The 21,584-nt window shown below is 71.7% G+C and carries 16 protein-coding genes; 10 read left to right on the top strand and 6 right to left on the bottom strand.

Annotated features, from left to right (window positions below):
* Window positions 1-3: 3 nt before the first annotated feature.
* Both E4V99_RS11055 and E4V99_RS11060 read right to left on the bottom strand, forming a co-directional pair.
* Entirely contained in the window at window positions 4-867 is an 864-nt protein-coding gene (locus E4V99_RS11055) for an NYN domain-containing protein (RefSeq protein ID WP_135067873.1), read from the bottom strand.
* Window positions 868-885: 18 nt separating this feature from the next.
* On the bottom strand, window positions 886-1,869 hold the full coding sequence (locus tag E4V99_RS11060) for a Gfo/Idh/MocA family oxidoreductase (RefSeq protein ID WP_135067871.1): 984 nt from the start codon (window positions 1,867-1,869) through the stop codon (window positions 886-888).
* A 34-nt stretch (window positions 1,870-1,903) separates the two neighbouring features.
* Between E4V99_RS11060 and E4V99_RS11065 the strand changes: the two genes are divergently transcribed.
* Window positions 1,904-3,229, top strand: coding sequence for a M20/M25/M40 family metallo-hydrolase (locus tag E4V99_RS11065; protein ID WP_135067869.1), 1,326 nt, complete (start codon window positions 1,904-1,906; stop codon window positions 3,227-3,229).
* Here E4V99_RS11065 and E4V99_RS11070 read toward each other — a convergent pair.
* Window positions 3,216-3,773, bottom strand: coding sequence for a hypothetical protein (locus tag E4V99_RS11070; protein ID WP_135067867.1), 558 nt, complete (start codon window positions 3,771-3,773; stop codon window positions 3,216-3,218). The genes E4V99_RS11065 and E4V99_RS11070 overlap by 14 nt on opposite strands.
* Window positions 3,774-3,887: 114 nt before the next feature.
* On the opposite strand from E4V99_RS11070, the gene E4V99_RS11075 reads away from it, so the two are divergent.
* The 5 genes from E4V99_RS11075 to mmsB all read left to right on the top strand — a co-directional run bounded on the left by E4V99_RS11075 (window position 3,888) and on the right by mmsB (window position 9,791).
* On the top strand, window positions 3,888-4,907 hold the full coding sequence (locus E4V99_RS11075; protein WP_135067865.1) for a LacI family DNA-binding transcriptional regulator: 1,020 nt from the start codon (window positions 3,888-3,890) through the stop codon (window positions 4,905-4,907).
* A 117-nt stretch (window positions 4,908-5,024) separates the two neighbouring features.
* On the top strand, window positions 5,025-5,756 hold the full coding sequence (locus tag E4V99_RS11080) for an L-ribulose-5-phosphate 4-epimerase (RefSeq protein ID WP_135067863.1): 732 nt from the start codon (window positions 5,025-5,027) through the stop codon (window positions 5,754-5,756).
* A 43-nt stretch (window positions 5,757-5,799) separates the two neighbouring features.
* Window positions 5,800-6,921 carry a multiple monosaccharide ABC transporter substrate-binding protein gene (gene chvE / locus E4V99_RS11085; protein WP_135067860.1) on the top strand — a complete coding sequence of 374 codons (1,122 nt, stop codon included), beginning with the start codon at window positions 5,800-5,802 and terminating at the stop codon, window positions 6,919-6,921.
* An 88-nt stretch (window positions 6,922-7,009) separates the two neighbouring features.
* Window positions 7,010-8,536, top strand: coding sequence for a multiple monosaccharide ABC transporter ATP-binding protein (gene mmsA / locus E4V99_RS11090; RefSeq protein WP_135067858.1), 1,527 nt, complete (start codon window positions 7,010-7,012; stop codon window positions 8,534-8,536).
* Window positions 8,537-8,558: 22 nt separating this feature from the next.
* The gene (gene mmsB / locus E4V99_RS11095) at window positions 8,559-9,791 is read left to right on the top strand and encodes a multiple monosaccharide ABC transporter permease (protein ID WP_135067856.1); all 1,233 of its coding nucleotides are present in this window, start codon (window positions 8,559-8,561) and stop codon (window positions 9,789-9,791) included.
* 6 nt (window positions 9,792-9,797) lie between these two features.
* Here mmsB and E4V99_RS11100 read toward each other — a convergent pair whose 3' ends face one another.
* Both E4V99_RS11100 and hrpA read right to left on the bottom strand, forming a co-directional pair.
* Window positions 9,798-10,739: an NADP-dependent oxidoreductase gene (locus E4V99_RS11100; RefSeq protein WP_135117313.1), complete on the bottom strand. Its 942-nt coding sequence runs from the start codon at window positions 10,737-10,739 to the stop codon at window positions 9,798-9,800.
* A 24-nt stretch (window positions 10,740-10,763) separates the two neighbouring features.
* On the bottom strand, window positions 10,764-14,678 hold the full coding sequence (gene hrpA / locus E4V99_RS11105) for an ATP-dependent RNA helicase HrpA (protein WP_135117314.1): 3,915 nt from the start codon (window positions 14,676-14,678) through the stop codon (window positions 10,764-10,766).
* Between the two features lie 174 nt (window positions 14,679-14,852).
* Between hrpA and E4V99_RS11110 the strand changes: the two genes are divergently transcribed.
* Both E4V99_RS11110 and E4V99_RS11115 read left to right on the top strand, forming a co-directional pair.
* The gene (locus tag E4V99_RS11110) at window positions 14,853-15,689 is read left to right on the top strand and encodes an aldo/keto reductase (RefSeq protein ID WP_135067850.1); all 837 of its coding nucleotides are present in this window, start codon (window positions 14,853-14,855) and stop codon (window positions 15,687-15,689) included.
* A gap of 1 nt (window position 15,690) precedes the next feature.
* Entirely contained in the window at window positions 15,691-17,520 is a 1,830-nt protein-coding gene (locus tag E4V99_RS11115) for a DUF255 domain-containing protein (protein ID WP_135117315.1), read from the top strand.
* Here E4V99_RS11115 and E4V99_RS11120 read toward each other — a convergent pair.
* Window positions 17,517-19,109, bottom strand: coding sequence for a phospholipid carrier-dependent glycosyltransferase (locus tag E4V99_RS11120; RefSeq protein ID WP_240742685.1), 1,593 nt, complete (start codon window positions 19,107-19,109; stop codon window positions 17,517-17,519). The two genes, E4V99_RS11115 and E4V99_RS11120, sit on opposite strands and share 4 nt — an antisense overlap.
* A 22-nt stretch (window positions 19,110-19,131) precedes the next feature.
* On the opposite strand from E4V99_RS11120, the gene rsmI reads away from it, so the two are divergent.
* Complete coding sequence (gene rsmI / locus E4V99_RS11125; RefSeq protein ID WP_135067846.1) at window positions 19,132-19,950, top strand: 16S rRNA (cytidine(1402)-2'-O)-methyltransferase; 819 nt, start codon at window positions 19,132-19,134, stop codon at window positions 19,948-19,950.
* A 51-nt stretch (window positions 19,951-20,001) separates the two neighbouring features.
* A complete protein-coding gene (gene metG / locus E4V99_RS11130) occupies window positions 20,002-21,579 on the top strand; it encodes a methionine--tRNA ligase (protein ID WP_135067844.1) in 1,578 nt (525 codons plus the stop codon).
* Window positions 21,580-21,584 lie beyond the last annotated feature (5 nt).

Raw genomic sequence — 21,584 nt, forward strand, 5'->3', positions numbered from 1 at the left:
GGGTCAGGAGGGGCGCGGAACGGCCCGGACGAGCACCACGTGCGACGCCTCGTCCACCTCGACCACGGCCGGGTGGGCCTTGACGAAGTCGGAGAATCCGCGGAATCCGAGCGCCTTCTCACTGAACGCGGGGTCCAGCCGCTTCATGAGGTCCTTCACGGCGGATGCGTGCACCCAGTCGCCCTCGGCGCGCTCCTGCTCCAGCTGCAAGGCCCGTTCGAGGAGGTTCACGGCGGGGTCGCTCGACCGCTTGCGGGCCCGCGGCCGGCTGGGGGCGGCATCCTTCTTCGCGGCGGGCTCGCGGACGACCCCCGGCAGGGAGTCGTACGCGTCGAAGCGGTCGCACGCGGCGGCGAGGGATTTGGCGGTGGAGCCGGCGACGCCGACCCCGACGACGTAGCGACCGAGCCGCTTGCAGCGCTGCGCGAGCGGGACGTAGTCGGAATCGCCCGCCACGATCACCACGTGCGTGAGGTCGGGCAGACGGAACATGTCCTCCACCGTGTCGACGGCGAGACGGATGTCGGCGCCGTTCTTGGCGTACGCGGCGGCGGGGAACAACTGCACGAGGTCGACCGCGCGGGCGACGAGCTGCGTGCGGTACTCGGCGTTGACCGGCGCCGACCAGTCGGCGTACGCGCGCGTGAGCACGAGGGTCCCGAACGACGCGGCGTAGTCGATGATCGCGCCCACATCGATCGTGGCCGAACTCAGCCGCTCGGCGATCTCCGGATCGGTGGGCTTCTCGGCGATGCGCGAGCGGTCGCGCGAATAGGCGTTGCGCCCGTGCACCCGGTCGTACCAGGACATCACGATGTTGTCGAAGTCGAGGTAGACGGCGACGCGGGCAGTGTGGGAATCGGGCATGCTCTCCAGTCTGACGGGTCAGTGCTCTCCCGGATACCGCAGGCCGATCTCCGCCCGCACCCGGTCGAGGGTCCGCATGATCTCCACCGACTCCGCGAGGGGGAGGACGTCGCCGCTGAGCCGGCCGGAGGCGACGAGTTCTTCGACGTGCTGCGCCTGGAACTGCTTGCCGCCGCCCGCCACGGAGTTCTCGTACCGCTCGACCACGGTGCCGTCGGCGGCCACCACCTGGAACGACGTGGGCGTGTACCAGACGCGGTCGATGTCGATGCGGGCCTCGGTGCCGACGATGCTCGCCCGGTTCGGGCCGGCCCCGCGCGAGGAGGACAGCGTCGTGGACAGCGCTCCGGACGCGTGGGTGAAGATCGTGGCGACCTCGGTGTCGGCGCCGGTGTCGGCGAAGCGCGCGCTCGCGGCGATCGTGACGGGCGCCCCGAGGATGTCGTGCACGAAGGAGATCGGATAGATCCCCAGGTCCAGCAGCGCGCCGCCGCCGAGGGCCAGGTCGTTCAACCGGTGGGAGGGGTCGGTGGGGAGTCTCTGCGTGTGCTCGGCCGTGACGGTGCGGATCTCGCCGAGCGTGCCGGCTGCGACGATCTCGCGGATGCGGGCCATGTGCGGCAGGAACCGGGTCCACATCGCCTCCAGCGCCACGAGCCCGCGCTCCTCCGCGCGCTCGCGCACGCGCTCGGCCTCGTCGCCGGTGAGGGTGAAGGGCTTTTCCACCAGGACGTGCTTGCCGGAGTCCAGCGCGAGGAGGGCGTTCTCGGCGTGGGCGGGATGCGGGGTCGCCACGTAGACGATGTCGACCTCCGGATCGGCGACGAGCGCCTCGTACGACCCGTGCGCCCGCGCCAGGCCGAACTCGCGCGCGAAGGCCTCGGCCGACTCCGCCCGACGGGATCCGACCGCCGTGACCAGGTGCCCGGCGCCCTGGAGCTCGCGCGTGAAGGAGTGGGCGATGCCGCCGGTGGCCAGGATCCCCCAGCGAAGTCTGCTCATGCCCCGAGCGTACCGACGGTTCTAGGCTCGTCGCGTGACCCCGACCGACCGCTTCCGCGAGTTGCTGCGCATCCCCACCGTCTCCTACGCCGACGCCACGCGGATCGATCCCGACGCGTTCGCGAGCTTCCGCGCGGCGCTGGAGCGCCTGTACCCCCGTACGCACGCGCGGCTCGAGCGGGAGATCGTCGGCGACGGCGCCCTGCTGTACCGCTGGCCGGGGTCGGCGTCGGAGGAGCCGCTCGTGCTGATGGCGCATCAGGACGTCGTGCCGGTGGTGCCGGGGGAGTGGGGCCATGCCCCCTTCGACGCCGACATCGTCGGCGAGGGGGAGGACGCATCCATCCACGCGCGCGGCGCGATCGATGACAAGGGCGCGCTGGTGGCGATCCTGGAGGCGGTCGAGGCGCTGCTGCAGGAGGGGGTGACGCCGCCCCGTGACGTGTACCTCGCCTTCGGTCACGACGAGGAGACGCGCGGTACGGGCGCACAGGCCCTCGCGGCGCTGCTGCGCGAACGCGGCGTGCGGCCCGGGCTCGTGCTGGATGAGGGCGGGGCGGTCGTCACGGGCGTGCTCCCCGGGCTGTCGGCACCGGCAGCCATGATCGGGGTCGCCGAGCGCGGCATCGCGACCTTCGTCCTCACCGCGCGCGAAGCCGGCGGCCACGCCTCCACCCCACCGCGCATGCCGGCCACCGCTCGCCTGGCCCGCGCGGTCGACCGCATCCGCCGCCGCCCGTTCCCCGTGCGCCTGGCACCGCCGGTGCGCGCACTGCTGGCCACCGCGGCACCCCATGTCGCCCAGCCGCTGCGGAGCGTGTTCGCCTCCGCCGGCGTGCTCGCGCCCGTGCTCACGCGCGTGCTCGCGGCGCTCGGACCCGAGACCAACGCGCTCGTGCGCACGACCGCCGTCGCGACCGAGCTCACCGGCGCGACGGGACGCAACGTCCTGGCCACCACGGCGCGGGCGTGGGTGAACGTGCGCCTGGTGACCGGCGACAGCCTGGAAGCGGCGGAGCGGCACCTGCGTCGTGCGATCGGCGATCCTCTTGTGGAGATCGAGGTGGAGGACGGGTCCGAACCCTCACCCGTGTCGCCGTGGCGCGGTGAGGCGTGGCGACGGCTCGCCCGCACGGTCACGGCGACCCTCGGCGACGAGGTGGTCCCGCTGCCCTACGTCCAGCTGGGAGCCAGCGACAGCCGCTGGTTCACCGCGCTCACCGACACGGTGTACCGCTTCACCCCGTTCCGGCTCTCGCGCGCCGAACGCGACGCCCTGCACGCCGCGGACGAGCGCATCGGCGTCGAGGTGTGGCTGCGGGGGATCGGGTTCTACCGCGAGCTCATCATCGCCCGGTAGCCGGCCGCCGCGGCGGTTCGTCCGAGACTCCCAGGAGGAACGCCGCGATGTGCGCGGCGGGAGCCTCCAGCGCCGGGCCGGAGCCGAAGCTCCATGCGGCGTCGGTGGCTCGCACGGTGTGCCCGCGCACCGCGGCGCGCCGATCGGCGGGAGCGGCAGCCGACGCATACAGCGCCGCCGCGCCTGCCGTGTACGGGTCCACTCCGGGCTCGGCGGACAGATCCCGCGCGAGCCGCAGGAGCGCCTCGACCCCGGCGGCCAGTTCACGGATGCTGCGCCGGCGACCGGCGCGCACCTGCTGCGCGGCCGCCCGCAGGCGCTCCGGCGCCGCGCCCGGGGCGGCCTCCGCCCGCAGGCGCGCGACGGCCAGGAACGACTCGGCGAGGGCCGGAGCGGTGTCCGCGGCGTCGGCCGTCAGATCGGCGATGAGATCGGCGGCGCGGTCCACGACGTCGGCGAGCGCGCCGCGCCGGTCGCCCGACACGGACGTGTCGTCGCCGTGACCGCGCTGACTCAGCGGGAGGTGGCGCGCGAAGTCGGACACGCGCACAGTGTAGGCATGTGACAAGCGTGTGACAGAATCCCTCCGAACGATCGACTCGTGTGACTGTCACATCCGGCCACCTCGAGTCGCCGGGATCGGTGCCGAGGGGGCGGTGTGAGCGAGGACGCGAACGGGCGCCGCCCGAGCATCCGCGACGTCGCGCGCCTGGCCGACGTGTCGCACCAGACCGTCTCGCGCGTCCTGAACAACCACCCCAGCATCCGCCCGGAGACCCGCGCGCGGGTGCTCGAGGTGATGACGCGGCTGCAGTACAGCCCCAACCGCGCCGCCCGGGCGCTGGTGACCTCGCGGTCGCAGACGATCGGGATCCTCTCCGCCTCCAGCACGCAGTACGGTCCGGCCTCCAGCATCGCCGCCATCGAGGCGGCGGCGCGGGCGCGGGGGTACTGGGTCAGCACCGCCAACATCGATGCGCGTCAGCCGGACTCCATCGCGCAGGGTCTGCGCCACCTGACGGCCCAGTCCATCGAGGGGCTCGTCGTCATCGCGCCGCAGGTGCGGGTCATCCGGGCGATCGCCGCCCAGCAGCTGGACGTGCCGTACGTGACGCTGCAGTCCACGGTGCTGGATCCCGGGCACACCCTCTCGGTGGATCAGATCGCCGGTGCACGCCTGGCCACACGGCACCTGATCGAGCTCGGCCACCGTGAGATCTACCATCTCGCTGGCCCGCAGGACTGGGTGGAGGCCGAGGCCCGCATGCGCGGTTTCCTCGAGGAGATGTCCGCGCAGGACCTTCCCACCACGGCGCCGATCCTCGGGGACTGGACCGCGGATTTCGGCTACTACGCCGGCCGCGAGCTGCTGCGCGTGCGCGATTTCACGGCGATCTTCTCCTCCAACGACCAGATGGCGCTGGGGTTGCTGCACGCCGTGCGGGATGAGGGGCTCGACGTTCCCGGCGACATCAGCATCGTGGGGTTCGACGACATCCCCGAGGCCGCCCATTTCGCGCCGCCCCTCACGACCGTCCGGCAGGATTTCGGCGAACTGGGGCGTCGCTGCGTCGACCTCCTGCTGGGCACGGCGGATCCGTCCGCGGAGCCGGTGAGCGCAGCGATCGAGCCGGAACTGATCGTGCGCGCCTCCACCGGGCGTGCCGTCGCGCTCTGACCGCCGTTACCGGAATGAGACCGACGGTTCTGGCCCCGCCCCCCGCAGGTATGGCTATAGTTTCTCGATGTGAACGGTCACATGGCCGTTCGACGGTTGACGAAGGAGTCCGACGGAATGCCCACGACCCACTCCGATGGCCAGGATGCGTACGTCGTGAGCGCGCGCACCGAAGTGGCGGTCGCACGCGCACGCGCCGAGGTCGCAGCGCTGCACGGTGAGCTCGTCCGCTACGGCCTGGTCGTGTGGACCGGGGGCAACGTGTCCGCCCGCGTGCCCGGTGCCGAGCTCTTCGTGATCAAGCCGTCGGGGGTGTCGTACGACGACCTCGCCCCCGAGAACATGATCCTGTGCGATCTGGACGGCGCGGTGATCCCCGGAACGCCCGGCAGTGACCGGTCACCGTCGAGCGACACCGCCGCGCACGCCTACGTGTACCGCAACATGCCGGAGGTCGGCGGCGTCGTGCACACGCACTCCACCTTCGCCACGGCATGGGCCGCGCGCGGTGAGGAGATCCCGTGCGTGATCACCGCTATGGCGGATGAGTTCGGCGGGCCGATCCCGGTCGGCCCCTTCGCGATCATCGGCGACGACTCGATCGGCCGCGGAATCGTCGAGACCCTGCGCGGTCACCGCTCGCGCGCGGTCCTCATGCAGAATCACGGGCCGTTCACGATCGGCTCCAGTGCGCGCGATGCCGTCAAAGCGGCCGTGATGCTCGAAGACGTCGCCCGCACCGTCCACCACGCCCGGCAGGGCGGGGAGCTCCTCCCTCTCCCGCCCGAGGCGATCGACCGGCTCTTCGACCGTTACCAGAACGTCTACGGCCAGCAGTCGCACAACTGAATACTCCACACCACGACGAAGACGTCCCATGAAAGGACACCCAGTGAAGGCGAAGAAGGTTCTTCTCGCAACGATCGCCGCCGGCGCGCTCATGCTCTCGGCCTGCAGCGGCGGGGGCAGCGGCAGCGGCGACAGCGGCGGCGGTGACGGCGGCCTCATCGGCGTCGCGATGCCCACCAAGAGCTCCGAGCGGTGGATCCAGGACGGCAACGCCGTCAAGGAGACGCTCGAGGAGCAGGGATTCACGGTCGACCTGCAGTACGCCGAGGACGACATCCCCACCCAGGTCTCGCAGATCGAGAACATGATCACGAAGGGTGCCGAGGCGCTCATCGTCGCCTCGATCGACGGCACGACGCTCTCGGAGGTGCTGCAGAACGCGGCCGACGCCGACATCCCCGTCATCGCCTACGACCGCCTCATCCGCGACTCGGAGAACGTCGACTACTACGCCTCGTTCGACAACTTCCTCGTCGGACAGCAGCAGGCGTGGTCGGTGCTCGCAGGCCTCGGCCTGTCCGACCTGGAAGGCGAACCCGCCGCCGACGCGCCGGCCGGGCCTTTCAACATCGAGCTGTTCGCCGGATCGCTCGACGACAACAACGCGACCTTCTTCTGGGACGGCGCCATGAGCGTGCTGGAGCCGCTCATCGACGACGGCACCCTCGTGGTGCAGTCGGGCCAGACCGACATCGAGCAGGCGGCAACGCTGCGCTGGGACGGCGAGACGGCCCAGAGCCGCATGGAGGACATCCTCACCGCCAACTACTCCGACGGCACGCAGGTCGACGCGGTGCTCTCCCCGTACGACGGCATCTCGCGCGGCATCATCTCCGCCCTCACCGACGCCGGCTACACCGTCGGCGAGGAATGGCCCGTCATCTCCGGTCAGGACGCCGAGGTCGACTCGGTCAAGGCGATCCTCTCGGGTGAGCAGTACGCGACGATCTTCAAGGACACCCGCGAGCTCGCGAAGGTCGCCGCCGACATGGCGGTCGCCGTCCTCGAAGACGAAGAGCCCGAGGTCAACGACACCGAGACGTACGAGAACGGCGTGAAGGTCGTGCCGTCCTACCTCCTGTCGCCGGTCCCGGTCGTCGCCGACAACGTCGAGCAGTCGCTGGTGGACACCGGCTACTGGACCGCCGAGGAGCTCGGCCTGTAAGGTCCGATCCGCTCCGGCGATGGACGGGGGCTCCGGTCCCCGTCCATCGCCACGGCTCACACAGCCCATCCACGAGGAAGTCGGAGACGTGTCAGAGAACATCCTGGAGATGCGCGGCATCACCAAGACCTTCCCGGGAGTGAAGGCCTTGTCGAACGTCACGCTCGCCGTGCGGTCGGGGGAGATCCATGCGATCTGCGGTGAGAACGGCGCGGGCAAGTCCACGCTCATGAAGGTGCTGTCGGGCGTGTACCCGCACGGCACCTACGACGGCGAGATCGTGTTCGCGGGCGAGGAGGTGCAGTTCCGCAGCCTCCGCGACAGTGAGGCCAAGGGGATCGTCATCATCCACCAGGAGCTGGCGCTGAGCCCCTACCTCTCCATCGCCGAGAACATCTTCCTGGGCAACGAGCGCACCAACGCCGGGCTCATCGACTGGAACAAGACCAACTTCGAAGCGGCGAAGCTGCTCAAGCGCGTGGGGCTGCGCGACAACCCCACGACCAAGATCAGCCAGATCGGCGTCGGCAAGCAGCAGCTCGTGGAGATCGCCAAGGCGCTGTCCAAGGACGTCAAGCTCCTCATCCTCGACGAGCCGACCGCCGCCTTGAACGACGAGGACTCCGCCCACCTGCTGGAGCTCATCCTCCAGCTCAAGGAGGAGGGCGTGACCTCGATCATCATCAGCCACAAGCTCAACGAGATCAAACGCGTCGCCGACAGTGTCACCGTCATCCGCGACGGCAAGTCGATCGAGACGATCGCCAAGGCCGAGGTGACCGAGGACCGCATCATCAAGGACATGGTGGGCCGCGACCTCGAGCACCGCTATCCCGACCACGAACCGCAGATCGGCGAGGAGCTGCTGCGCGTGGAGGACTGGACGGCCCACCATCCGCAGGACCCGTCCCGCGTGATCGTCGACAAGGTGTCCCTCACCGTCCGGGCGGGGGAGATCGTCGGGATCGCCGGGCTCATGGGTGCCGGCCGCACCGAGTTCGCGATGAGCCTGTTCGGCCGCAGCTACGGCACGCGCATCTCCGGCCGGGTGTTCATGCGCGGCAAGGAGATCAAGACCCGCACGGTGTCCGAGGCCATCGACCACGGTCTCGCGTACGCCACCGAGGACCGCAAGACCTACGGCCTGAACCTCATCGAAGACATCAAGCGCAACATCTCGATGGCATCGCTGCGCAAGCTCGAGAAAGGCGGGCTCGTCAACGACAACGAGGAGTTCCGCGTCGCGAACGAGTACCGGCGCGACCTGAACATCAAGGCGCCCAGCGTCCTGGCCAGAACCGGCAAGCTCTCCGGCGGCAACCAGCAGAAGGTCGTGCTGTCGAAGTGGATCTACTCCGACCCCGACGTGCTGATCCTGGACGAACCCACGCGCGGTATCGACGTGGGCGCGAAGTACGAGATCTACACGATCATCAACCGGCTGGCGGCCGAGGGCAAAGGCATCATCGTGATCTCCTCCGAGCTGCCCGAACTGCTCGGCATCTCCGACCGCGTGTACGCGCTGTCGGAGGGGCGGATCACCGGCGAGCTGCCCATCGACGAGGCCACGCCCGAATCCGTCCTCAAGCTCATGACCATGGAGAACCCCCGCTGACGGGCGTTCCGGGAGAAGCGAAATGACACTCACCAACAGCACCCCCACCGAGGCCGTCGGCGCGAACATCAACCCGCCCGAGAACCGGTTCACACGGTGGTTCACGCACCTGCTCACCGACCTCGGCCGCAACGGCATCTTCATCGCGCTCATCGCGGTCGTGGCGCTGTTCGCGATCCTGACCGACGGCATCCTCCTGCGGCCGCAGAACATCTCCAACCTGGTGGTCCAGAACGGCTACATCCTCGTGCTGGCCATCGGCATGGTGATGGTCATCATCGCCGGTCACATCGACCTGTCGGTGGGATCGGTCGCGGCCTTCGTCGGCGCGCTGTCGGGCGTGTTCGCGGTGAAGATGGGGATGCCGTGGTGGCTGGCCATCCTGCTGTCCCTCCTCATCGGCGCCCTCGTGGGTGCGTGGCAGGGGTTCTGGATCGCCTACGTCGGGATACCCGCGTTCATCGTGACCCTCGCCGGCATGCTGATCTTCCGGGGTCTCGCCCTCGTCGTCCTGGGCAACGCCAACATCGGGTCGTTCCCGACCGAGTACCGGGCACTGGGGAACGGATTCCTGTCGGGGTTGTTCGGCGAGACCGAACCAGACCTCTTCACCCTCGCCATCGGGGCGGTGGCCATCGTGGCCCTCGTCGTCCAGCAGCTGCGTACGCGCGCGGGCCGCGCCAAGTACGGCCAGGAGGTCGAGCCCCTCGTATGGGTCATCGGCAAGCTCGTGCTCGTGGCCGCGGCCATCGCGTTCTTCACCTACTCACTCGCGTCGTACAAGGGCATCCCGGTGACCCTCATCGTGCTGGCCGCTCTCGTGATGATCTATGGGATCGTCATGAACCGCACGGTGTTCGGCCGTCACATCTACGCCATGGGCGGCAACCGGCACGCGGCCGAGCTGTCGGGCATCAAGACGCGGCGCGTGGACTTCTGGCTGTTCGTCAACATGGGCTTCCTCGCGGCGCTGGCCGGCCTCATCTTCACCGCGCGACTCAACCTCGCCGGCCCGAAGGCCGGCGACGGGTTCGAGCTCGAGGCCATCTCTGCCGCGTTCATCGGCGGGGCCGCGGTGCAGGGCGGCGTCGGCACGATCGGCGGCGCGATCATCGGTGGCCTCATCATCGGCGTGCTCAACAACGGCATGTCGATCCTGGGCATCGGCATCGACTGGCAGCAGGCCGTGAAGGGTCTCGTGCTGCTGCTGGCCGTCGCCTTCGACGTCTACAACAAGCGCCGCTCCGGCAACTGAGCCCGGTCAGGGCAGCAGGACGATCTTCCCGTCGGTGCCCTCGGCGACCATGCGCTGGGCGTCGGGGGCATCGGACAGCGGCAGGGCGGGGCCGAGCTCGACCGAGAACGCGCCGGCGGCCACGAGGCCGAGCGTCACGGGGATCGCCTCGCGCCGCCACGCGGCCTCCTGGGCGGTCAGCGGACGCGGGCTGCCGCCGCGGAACGCCCGGATCCCGAGCTCGTCGGCGTCGGCCCCGCGGACGAGCGTCACGATGCGCGAGCGGTCGGCGACGAGCTCCAGCGAGGTCTGCACGGCCTCGTCGGTGCCGACGCAGTCCAGCGCCGCCGTGATCCCCTCCGGCGCCGCATCCCGCACGCGGTCGGTGAGCCCCTCGCCGTAGGGCACCGTCGTCGCGCCCAGCTCCCGTACGCCCGGCGCGCGCCGGTCCGAGGAGGTCGCGATCACGCGCGCGCCCCACAGCACGGCGTACTGCACGGCGGCGCGGCCCACCGCGCCGGATCCGCCGTGGACGAGGAGGGTGTCGCCGGGGCCCACCCGCAGCGACCGCAGCGACTGATAGGCGGTCCCGGCGGGGACCCCGAGCGCCGCCGCCTGCGCCGCACTCACCGAGGGCGGGCGGGGGACGACGGATGGGGCGGGCACGATGATCTCGTCGGCATACGTGCCGAGGGTGTCGAAGACGGCCACCGGCAGGCCGGGGCGGAAACCGTCGACCTCGGGGCCGACCTCGACCACGACGCCCGCGCCGTCCGCCCCGGTCCGGCGCGGCTCGTGGATGGGCGGGCTCGCACGGCGACCCGAGCGCAGCTTCGCGTCGACGGGGTTGACCCCGGCGGCTTCGACGCGGATCCGCAGCTGGCCGGGGCCCGGCCGGCCCGAGGGGATCTCGACCATCCGCAGCACCTCCGGTGCTCCGAACTCGGTGTACACGACGGCGTGCGGCATGGCGTCCCCTTTCCGCCGCCGAGCCTACCCGCGCGCGGCCGGGGTCCCCGCCTCGCGCAGGGCCTTCGCGATCCGCTGCGGGGAGACCGCCTCGGCGGTGCCCAGGCGCTGCGCGAACAGGCTCACGCGCAGCTCTTCCAGCAGCCACCGCGCATGCACGAGGCCCGCGGGGGCGCCGGGGGCGGGCGGGATCGTCCCGCCGGCTTCGGTGTAGGCCGCGGCGGCGCGTTCGTACTCGTTCTGCCGCTGGCGGTCGCGTCCCGGGTTGTCGGGGAGACTCTGCAGCCGCTCCAGCGCCCCGGCGAGGTACCGCGGTACGTGGGCGAGGCGCGCGAGGCCGATCGCGGAGACGAAACCGGGGAAGACCAATCCGCCCAGCTGCGCCCGCACGTCGCCGAGCGCGCCCAGGAGCGCCATCGAGGTCTGCCCCTTCAGCGCGCGGTCCACCTCCCGGGCCGCCGTGAGCACACGGGCCGCGAGCGACACCGCGGCGAAGGTGTCGTCCACCACGACGGCCGACAGGCGATCCCGCACCGCCTCGAAGGCCGCGCGCGTGCGGACGCCCGCCTCGCGCTCGAGCACCGCATCGGCCACAGCTCCCCGGGCGTCCTCGATGAGCGCCTTCGCGTTCGGATACGGGGATGCGGCGAGGGCGAGCTTCTCCGTCGAGGTGAGGTGCTCCAGCACATAGGGGGCGGGGGAGGCGACGGCCAGGAGGAGCAGGCGTCGCACGCCCGCGCGGGTGAGGCGCGCCGCATCCGCGGGTGTCGCCTCCAACCGCAGCGACACGCTCGCGCCCTCGTCGACGACGGCGGGGTAGCCGCGCACGACGCCTCCGGCCACCCGGGTGTCCACGACGTCGGGGAGGTCACCGAAGTCCCAGTCCGTCACACCGGTGCGTGCGGGGAAGGCGGCCGCAGACCCCGGCGCGGTCGCCGCCGCGACCCGCGCCGAGCTCCGCTCGATCGTCGCGGCGACGCTGGAGCGGGCGCGGTCGGCCAGGCGCGCCTGGAGGGCGGCGAGGTCGCGGTCGGTGCCGGCGGTGCGTCCGCGCGCGTCGACGGCGCGGAAGGTGGGCAGCAGGTGGCTGGGCACGCGTTCGAGGTCGAAGTCGGTCGCGCGCACCGGCTGGTTCGCGACCCGCTGCACCTGCGTGGCGAGGGCTTCCACCAGGCTCATCGCGGGGAGCCCGTCGGTGTCCTCGGGCCCGCGGCCGACCAGCTCGGCCGAGAACCTCTCGGCCCAATCGGCGGCGGGCACGACGTTGCGGCGGATCGCCTTGGGCAGGGCGCGCAGCAGCGCCGTCACGAGCTGGTCGCGCAGCCCGGGCACCTGCCAGTCGAATCCGTCCGGCCGCAGCTGGGCCAGGAGTGCCAGCGGCACGAGCACCGTGAGGCCGTCGTCGGGGGCGCCAGGCTCGAAGCGGTACGACAGCGACAGGGTCTGATCGCCCTGGCGCCACCGGGAGGGGAAGCCGCGGTCGTCGGCGCGCGCGGCGTCGCCGGTGAGGTCGGCCTCCGTGAGATCGAGCAGGTGCGGGGTCCGTGCGGCGGCGTCGCGCCACCACCGCTCGAACGAGCGCACGTCGAAGACGTCGGCGGGGACGCGGGCGTCGTAGAACGCGAACACCGCTTCGTCGCCGACGAGGATGTCGCGGCGGCGCTCGCGCTCCTCGATCTTCTCCAGCCGCCGGCGCTGCTCGGCGTTGCGGCGCAGGAACGCCGTGAGCCGCTTGTCCAGGGCCGCCGCATCCCACTCGCCCTCGACGAGCGCGTGGCGCAGGAACATCTCGCGCGCGAGCGGCCGGTCGAAGCGGGCCAGCTGCACGCGCCGGCGCGGCACGATCTCCACGCCGAACAGCGTGATCTTCTCGTAGGCCGAGGCGGCGCCGGCGCTCTTGGACCAGTGCGGCTCGCTGAGCGACCGCTTGGCGAGGTCGCCGGCGAGGTCCTCAGCCCACGCGGGATCGATCGCGGCCACGGTGCGGGCGAACAGACGCGAGGTCTCCACGAGTTCGGCGGCCATCACCGCGTGCGGCCGCTTCTTCCGCAGGCCCGAGCCGGGGAAGATCGCGAAGCGCGCGCCCCGCGCTCCGATGTACTCGCCCTTGCTCGGGCGGCCGTCGCCGGGCGACTTCGGCGTGCGGCGGTCTTTCGGCGGGTTCGCGGTGCGCGCGTCGAGGATGCCGATCTGCGACAGCAGCCCGGCGAGGATCGCCCGGTGGATGGCGTCCCCGGCCTCGTGCCCGTCCGGCCCGGCCTCGCGCGAGGAGCGCGGCCCCCCGAGCACGCTGCGCAGCTGCCGGTGCACGTCCACCCACTCGCGCACGCGGACGTAGTTGAGGAATTCGCTGCGGCACAGGCGCCGGAAGGCGCTGGAGCCGAGCTCGGCCTGCTTCTCCTGCAGGTGGTTCCACAGGTTCAGCAGGGTGAGGAAGTCGCTCGTGGGGTCGGTGAACCGCGCGTGCAGGCGGTCGGCCTCCTCCCGGCGCTCCTCCGGCCGTTCGCGCACGTCCTGGATCGACAATCCCGCGACGATGGGCAGCACCTCGCCGAGGGTGCCGTTGTCGCGGGCTTCCAGCAGCATCCGGGCGAAGCGGGGGTCTATCGGCAGGCGTGCGATCTCGCGGCCGATTCTCGTCAGTCGCGGGCTCTCGCCGCTGCGGCCCACGGTGATGGCGCCGAGCTCGGTCAGCAGATCGCTCGCGGCCTTCACCCCGCGGGAATCGGGCTTCGTGAGGAAGGGGAAGGCTGCGATGTCGCCGAAACCGAGCGCAAGCATCTGCAGCAGAACCGACGCGAGCGACGTGCGCAGGATCTCCGGCTCGGTGTACTCCGGCCGCCGGGTGAAGTCCTCCTCCGAGTACAGGCGGATCGCCACGCCCGGGGCGGTGCGGCCGGCGCGACCCGAGCGCTGCTGCGCGGAGGCCTGCGAGACCGCCTCGATCGGCAGACGCTGGATCTTCGAGCGGGCGCTGTACCGCGAGATCCGCGCCGTGCCGGTGTCGACGACGTACCGGATGCCGGGGACGGTCAGGCTCGTCTCGGCGACGTTGGTGGCCAGGATCACCCGCCGCCGCACACCCGCCACGCGGGACGGCTCGAACACGCGGTGCTGCTCGGCGGCGGACAGGCGTCCGTACAGGGGGAGCACCTCGGTGGGCGCGGCGTCCTTGGCGTACGCGCCGCGCACGGCGTCGGCGGCGTCGCGGATCTCCGCCTCGCCGGGGAGGAACACCAGCACGTCGCCGGGCGGCTCGCGGTCGAGCTCGCGCAGCGCCGTGACGATGCCGCCCACCTCGTCCGCGTCGTCCTCGGCCGCGCCCTCCGGCACGAGCGGGCGGTAGCGGATGTCGACGGGGTAGGTGCGGCCGGACACCTCCACGATGGGCGCCGGAGCGCCTGCCGCATCCGCGAAGTGCGTCGCGAAGCTCTGCGGGTCGATCGTCGCCGACGTCACGAGAACCTTGAGGTCGGGCCGCTCGGGCAGGATGCGGCGGAGGTAGCCGAGGAGGAAGTCGATGTTGAGCGAGCGCTCGTGGGCCTCGTCGATGATGATCGTGTCGTAGCGGCGCAGCAGCCGGTCGCGGTGGATCTCGTTGAGCAGGATCCCGTCGGTCACGAGCGCGACGCGCGTGTCGGCGGAGACGTTGTCGGTGAAGCGCACCTTGTAACCCACCGTGGTGCCCAGCGGCACCTGCATCTCCTCGGCGATCCGCTCGGCGATCGTGCGCGCGGCGATCCGGCGCGGCTGCGTGTGCGCGATGTGCGTGCGGCCGAGCTCGAGGCAGATCTTCGGCAGCTGCGTCGTCTTGCCCGAGCCGGTCGCACCGGCCACGATCACGACCTGGTGGTCCCGAATGGCGCGCGCGATCTCCTCCCGGGCGGCGCTGACGGGCAGCTCCGGCGGGTACGCGATCACGGGTTCGGGCGAGGACACAGCCTTCGATCGTATCCCGCCGCCGCCCCGCCCTGCCCGCCGCATCCCGAGACACCACATTCCGGCTGAGACGCCATGCGTCGCCCGGTGTCTCAGTCGGAATGTGATGCCTCGCCTGCGGGGGTGACGTCAACCCCCGCTCGCGGCGGCGGGCGCGGCTCCTAGGCTGAGGGCATGACGATTCCCATGGTTGCGCTCAACGACGGCAACAGCATCCCCCAGCTCGGCTACGGTGTCTTCCTGGTTCCGCCGGATGACACCGAGCGGGCGGTCACCGAAGCACTCGAGGTGGGATACCGCCACATCGACACCGCCGCGATCTACGGCAACGAGAAGGGCGTGGGCGCGGCGATCGCCGCCAGCGGGATCCCGCGCGACGAGCTGTTCATCACCACGAAGCTCTGGAACGACCGCCACGACGGCGAAGAGCCGCACGCGGCCATCGCCGAGAGCCTGGAGAAGCTCGGCCTGGAGCAGGTGGACCTCTACCTCATCCACTGGCCCACCCCGGCGAAGGACAACTACCTCCACGCGTGGGAGAAGATGATCGAGATCCGGGATGCGGGGCACACGCGCTCCATCGGCGTCTCGAACTTCCTCGTGCCCCACCTGGACCGCATCGTCGAGGCCACCGGCGTCACCCCCGTCGTCGACCAGATCGAGCTGCACCCGGCCTACTCGCGCAGCGACATCGTCGAGTGGGGCGCGGCGCACGACATGCACATCGAGTCGTGGGGGCCGCTCGGGCAGGGCAAGTACGACCTGTTCGGCATCCGCGCCGTCGCCGAGGCCGCCGCCGCGCACGGCAAGACGCCCGCCCAGGCGGTGCTGCGCTGGCACATCCAGCGCGGGTTCATCGTCTTCCCCAAGTCGGTGCGCCGCGAGCGCCTGGAGGAGAACTTCGACATCTTCGACTTCGAGCTCAGCGACGCAGAGATGGCCGCGATCGACTCCATCGACCCGCAGGACGGGTCGGGCCGCGTCGCGTCGCACCCGGATGAGGTGAACTGAGCTGAACCGCCTCGCGAACGCCTCCAGCCCCTACCTGCGGCTCCACGCGACCAACCCGGTCGCGTGGTACCCGTGGGGCCCGGAGGCGTTCGCCGAGGCGCAGCGCCGCGACGTGCCGGTGCTCGTGTCGATCGGGTACTCCACGTGCCACTGGTGCCACGTCATGGCGCGGGAGTCCTTCGCCGACGACGCGACCGCCGCGATCATCAACGACGGATTCGTGGCGATCAAGGTCGACCGTGAGGAGCATCCCGACGTGGATGCCGCGTACCTCGACGCCGCGTCGGCGTTCACGCGCAACCTCGGCTGGCCGCTGACGGTGTTCACCACTCCCGGCGGCGCGGTGTTCTACGCGGGGACGTACTGGCCGGACGAGGCGCGCGGGGGGATGCCGGCCTTCCGTGACGTGCTCGCCGCGGTGCGCGAGGCGTGGACGCAGCGGCGCGGCGAGGTCGAGCGCACCGGCGAGGCCCTGCGCCAGGCGATCGCCGAGGCCGCGACGCCCGGCGCCGACGCGCCGCCGTCGCTGGCGGAGCTCGCCGCCGCCGCACGCGGGCTCGTCGCCGCCGAGGATCGCGAGTTCGGCGGATTCGCCGCGGGCCTGGGGATGGAGACGCCGAAGTTCCCCAACGTCCCGGTGCTGCGCTTCCTCGCGTGCGAGGCGCTCGCCGAGGCCGCTCCGGAGTCGGCGGACGTGGCGCGCCGGGCGCTGCGGGCGATGGCCGCCTCCGAGCTGCACGACCCCGTGGACGGCGGCTTCTTCCGCTACGCGACCCGCCGCGACTGGACGGTGCCGCACTACGAGCGCATGCTCACCGACAACGCCGGGCTCATCGATGCGGCCCTGGATGCGGGGGAGGAGGACATCGCACGTGACGCGGCGCGGTTCCTCGTCGAGGTCCTGCAGCAGCCCAGCGGCGGGATCGCCGCCGCACAGGACTCCGAGTCGATCATCGACGGCGCCCGCAGCGAGGGGGGCTACTACGCCCGCGATGCCCAGGGTCGCGCAGGGCTGCAGCCCCCGGCGCTGGACGGCAAGATCGTCACCGGGTGGAACGGGCACGCGATCGCCGCACTGGCCCGCGCCGGCACGGTGCTCGGCGACGAGCGGCTCCTGGAGGCCGCGCGGTGGGCGGCGGACGCGGTGCTGGAGACCAACGTCGGCCCCGACGGGATGCTGCGCCGTGCGTCGCTGGATGAGATCGTCTCCTCCGCCCCGGCCACCCTTGAAGACTACGGCGGCCTCGCGCGCGGCCTGCTGTCCCTCGCGCTGGCGACGGGAGAGCCGGCGTACGCCGTGCGCGCCCGCGAACTCGTCGACGCGTGCGTGGGTGAGGACGGCACGATCGTCGTCCCCGGCGGCGGGGATCCGGTGCTCGTGGCGCAGGGGGTGCAGGCCGCCGGCGTTCCGAGCGACGGTGCCGCTCCCTCGGGGCCGTCGGCGCTCGCCGCCGCGGCGCTCGCGCTGTGGCAGGCCGGCGCCGGCGAGCGCTACCGCTCCGTCGCCCTCACGCTCGTCCAGGCCGCCGCCCCCGCCGCCCTCGCGGCCCCCGTCGCGCACGGCGCGCTGCTGGAAGTCGCCGCCGGGCTGGCCGAGGCGCCTCACCAGCTCGTCGTGGTCGGCGACCCGGGGTCACCGCTGGCGCAGCGCGCCCGTCGCGTCCGCGCCGACATCCTCGCGCTGATCTCGCCCGAGCAGGCCGAGTCCCTCGCGGCGGCGGGGCTGTCGCTGTTCGAGGGGAAGACCGCGCTGGAGGGTCGCGCCACCGCGTACGACTGCCGCGGGTTCGCGTGCCGGCTCCCCGTGAGCGATCCGGAGGACCTCGGCTAGATCCACGTGATCATCCAGTTGTGCAGCTGCCAGAACTGGTAGGGCACCGGCAGACCCGTCCACACCGGATACCAGAAGGCCGAGACGAGCGTCACCACGACGAGGAAGACCACGACCACGCGCTGCCCGCTGAGCCGACGGGGCAGGGGAGCCGTGGGCGGTCCGGCGATCTCCCGCAGCGCGAAGGTCAGTGCGAACAGGAGGAAGGGCACCATCACGACCGTGTAGAACTGGAAGATCGTGCGGTCGGGGTACAGCAGCCACGGTCCGTAGGTGGCGGCCAGGCCGGTCAGGACGAACGCGTAGCGCCAGTCCCGCGCCACAACGAAGCGCACGGCGAGGAAGACGACCGCGGCCACGCCCGCCCACCAGGCGACGGGGTTGGGCAGGCTCGAGATGGACTCGGTGCATCCCGCCGGCAGTGCGCAGCCGGCGGTGCCGGCGGCATCCTGCTGCCAGTGCATCGAGGTCGGCCGCACCAGCAGGGGCCACTGCCACGCGGGGCTCGCGTACCCGTGCGGGGTGGTGAGCCCGACGTGGAATGCGTAGATGGACTGGTGGTAGGCCCACAGGTTCTGCAGTGCCAGCGGCACCCATGCCCACACCCCGGTCGCAGGAGCGGCGTCCACGGCGTGCCGCGAGTAGCCGCCGTCGCTGGCGAGCCAGCCGGTCCACGACGCCACGTACACGACCGCGGCGATGGGGACCAGGAGCAGGAACGATGCCGGCCCCTGCCGCAGCGCCGCGTCGGCAGGCCACATCCGGATGCCGGCGCGGCGGCGGGCGAGCGCGTCGGTCACCACCGCGTACAGGCCGATGGCGGCCAGAACGTACAGCCCCGACCACTTCACCGCCGTGGCCGCCCCCGCCGCCGCACCGGCCGCGACCAGCCACGGGCGGGCCCACAGGACCGGCCCCCACCTCACGGCCGGCGGGTCTCCGGCGCGCGCGGCGGTCAGCGCAGCCAGGCGCGCGAGCGATCCCCGGCGATCCAGCGCCGTGAACCAGAACGCCAGGAGGACGAAGAAGGTCAGGATGCCGTCCAGCAGCGCGATGCGGCTCATCACGATCGCGACCCCGTCGATGGCGAGGAGGAACGCGGCGACCGTCGCGAACAGGCGCGACCGGGTCAGGCTGTGGGCGAGGAGGTACAGCACGAGCACGCTCGCGGTGCCCAGGACCGCCACCGAGAAGCGCCATCCGGTGGAGGAGTCCGGGCCGAACAGTGCCATGCCCGCGCCGATGAGGATGCGGCCCAGCGGCGGGTGCACGACGTAGCTGCCGGTGGCGGTGAAGATGTCGGTCTCGCCGGCGACGAACCTCGCGTCCGCGTCCGCGGGCCAGGTCGCCGGATAGCCGAGCACCCACTGGCTCCAGGAGTCCTTCACGTAATACGTCTCGTCGAAGACGATCGACTCCGGATGCCCCAGCCCTGCGAACCGAAGCACGCCGGCCAGGAGCGTCACGAGCAGCGGCGCGAGCCACGCGTACAGCCGCGATCGGGCGGGGTCGGCGTGCACCCGGGCGCGCCACCGCTCCAGCCGCGTCGAGACCGCTGCGGGCGGCGGATGCTCGGCGGTCGACGTCACGCGCCCAGCCTAAGCTGGGGCCGTGATCATCCTGGGTGCGACGCCGATCGGCAATCTCGGCGACGCGTCCCGGCGCCTCATCGAGGCGCTGTCCTCCGTCGAGGTGATCGCCGCGGAGGACACCCGCACGACCCAGCGGCTGCTCGCCGCCCTCGGAGTGGAGAACCGGCCGCGCCTGATCGCGCTGCACGACCACAACGAGAAGGAGCGCGCCGACGACCTCGTCGCCCTCGCGCGCGACCGCGACGTGCTCGTCCTCAGCGACGCCGGCATGCCGACCGTGAGCGACCCCGGGTACGGCCTGGTGTCGGCGGCGGCCCGTGCCGGGGTCACCGTGACCGCCCTCCCCGGCCCGAGCGCCGTGCTGATGGCCCTCGCCGTGTCGGGCCTTCCCACCGACCGATTCGCCTTCGAAGGCTTCCCGCCGCGCAAACCCGGCGAGCGGCGCGCCGCACTGGCCGCGCTCGCCTCCGAGCCGCGCACGCTGGTGTTCTTCGAGGCGCCCTCGCGCCTGGCCGCCACGCTCGACGACCTCGCGGCCGCGTTCGGCGCGGATCGCCCCGCCGCGGTGTGCCGCGAGCTGACGAAGCTGCACGAAGAGGTCGTCCGCGGGCCCCTCGGCGAGCTCGCCGAATGGGCACGGGGCGGCGTGCGCGGCGAGATCGCACTCGTGGTCGGCGGCGCCGCGCCGAGGGAGACGTCGTTCCCCGACGCCGTCGCGCAGGTGCTCGAGCTCAAGAGCGCCGGCGCGCGGCTGAAGGATGCCGCATCCGAAGTCGCCGCCCACACCGGCCACTCCTCCCGCGAGCTGTACCAGGCCGCGCTGACCTCCCGCACGTAGCGCCGGCGTCACACGGCCGATCGCGCGCACCGGCCCCCGTAGAATCCTCAGGTGAGCACCGGCCGATCCTTCTACATCACGACGCCGATCTACTACCCGAGCGACGTGCCCCACATCGGCCACGGATACACGACCGTGGCCGTGGACACCCTCGCGCGCTGGCACCGGCAGAGCGGCGACGACACGTGGATGCTCACCGGCACCGACGAGCACGGCCAGAAGATGCTGCGCGCGGCCGCCGCGAACGGCGTGACGCCGCAGCAGTGGGTCGACAAGCTCGTGAGCGAGTCGTGGTTCCCGCTGCTGGAGACCCTCGACGTCGCCAACGACGACTTCATCCGCACCACCCAGGAGCGCCACGAGCGCAACGTGCAGGTGTTCTTCCAGACGCTCTACGACGCCGGGTACATCTACGCCGGGGAGTACGAGGCGCTGTACTGCGTCGGTTGCGAGGAGTTCAAGCCGGAGTCGGAGATCGTCGACGGCACGGGAGCCTTCGAGGGCCTGAAGGTCTGCGTGATCCACTCCAAGCCGCTGGAGCTGCTGCAGGAGAAGAACTACTTCTTCAAGCTCAGCGAGTTCCAGGACAAGCTGCTCGAGCTGTACAAGAACGAGCCGGACTTCCTGCGCCCGGACTCAGCGCGCAACGAAGTGATCTCCTTCGTCAAGAACGGCCTGAAGGACCTCTCGATCTCGCGCTCGACGTTCGACTGGGGCATCCGGGTGCCGTGGGACGATTCGCACGTCATCTACGTGTGGGTCGACGCGCTGCTGAACTACGCCACCGCGGTGGGCTACGGCACCGATCCGGAGCAGTTCGCCCGGCGCTGGCCGGCGTACCACGTCGTGGGCAAGGACATCCTGCGCTTCCACGCCGTGATCTGGCCCGCGATGCTGATGGCGGCGGGCCTGGAGGTGCCGCGCGGCGTCTTCGCGCACGGCTGGCTGCTCGTGGGGGGCGAGAAGATGTCGAAGTCCAAGCTCACCGGCATCGCGCCCACCGAGATCACCGACGTGTTCGGCTCCGACGCCTACCGGTTCTACTTCCTCTCGGCCATCGCGTTCGGGCAGGACGGATCGTTCTCGTGGGAGGACCTCTCCGCCCGCTACCAGGCCGAGCTCGCCAACGGCTTCGGCAACCTCGCCTCGCGCACCGTGGCGATGATCGAGCGGTACTACGAGGGCATCGTCCCGCCGCCGGGGGAGTACACCGAGGCCGACCGCCGCATCCAGGCCGTCGTGGCCGATGCCGCGGCCGCCGCGGACGCGGCGATGGAGCGGTTCCGCATCGACGAGGCCATCCACGCGATCTGGACGATCGTGACGGAGCTGAACGGCTACATCACCGAGAACGAGCCGTGGGCCCTCGCGAAGGACGACGCACAGCGCACGCGCCTGGGTACGGTGCTCTACACCGCGGCGGAGGGCCTGCGCGCCCTCGCGGTGCTGCTGTCGCCGGTGATGCCGGAGGCGACGGAGAAGCTGTGGATCGCCCTCGGCGCGGCCGAGACGCTTGGACGTCTCCAGGACCAGCCGCTGCGCGAGGCCGGCGGATGGGGCGTCCTGCGCCCGGGCACGTCGGTCAACGGCCTGGCGCCGCTGTTCCCGCGCGTCGAGCAGACCGCCTGACCCCG

Source organism: Microbacterium sp. dk485, from assembly GCF_004570445.1.
GTDB lineage: Bacteria > Actinomycetota > Actinomycetes > Actinomycetales > Microbacteriaceae > Microbacterium > Microbacterium wangchenii.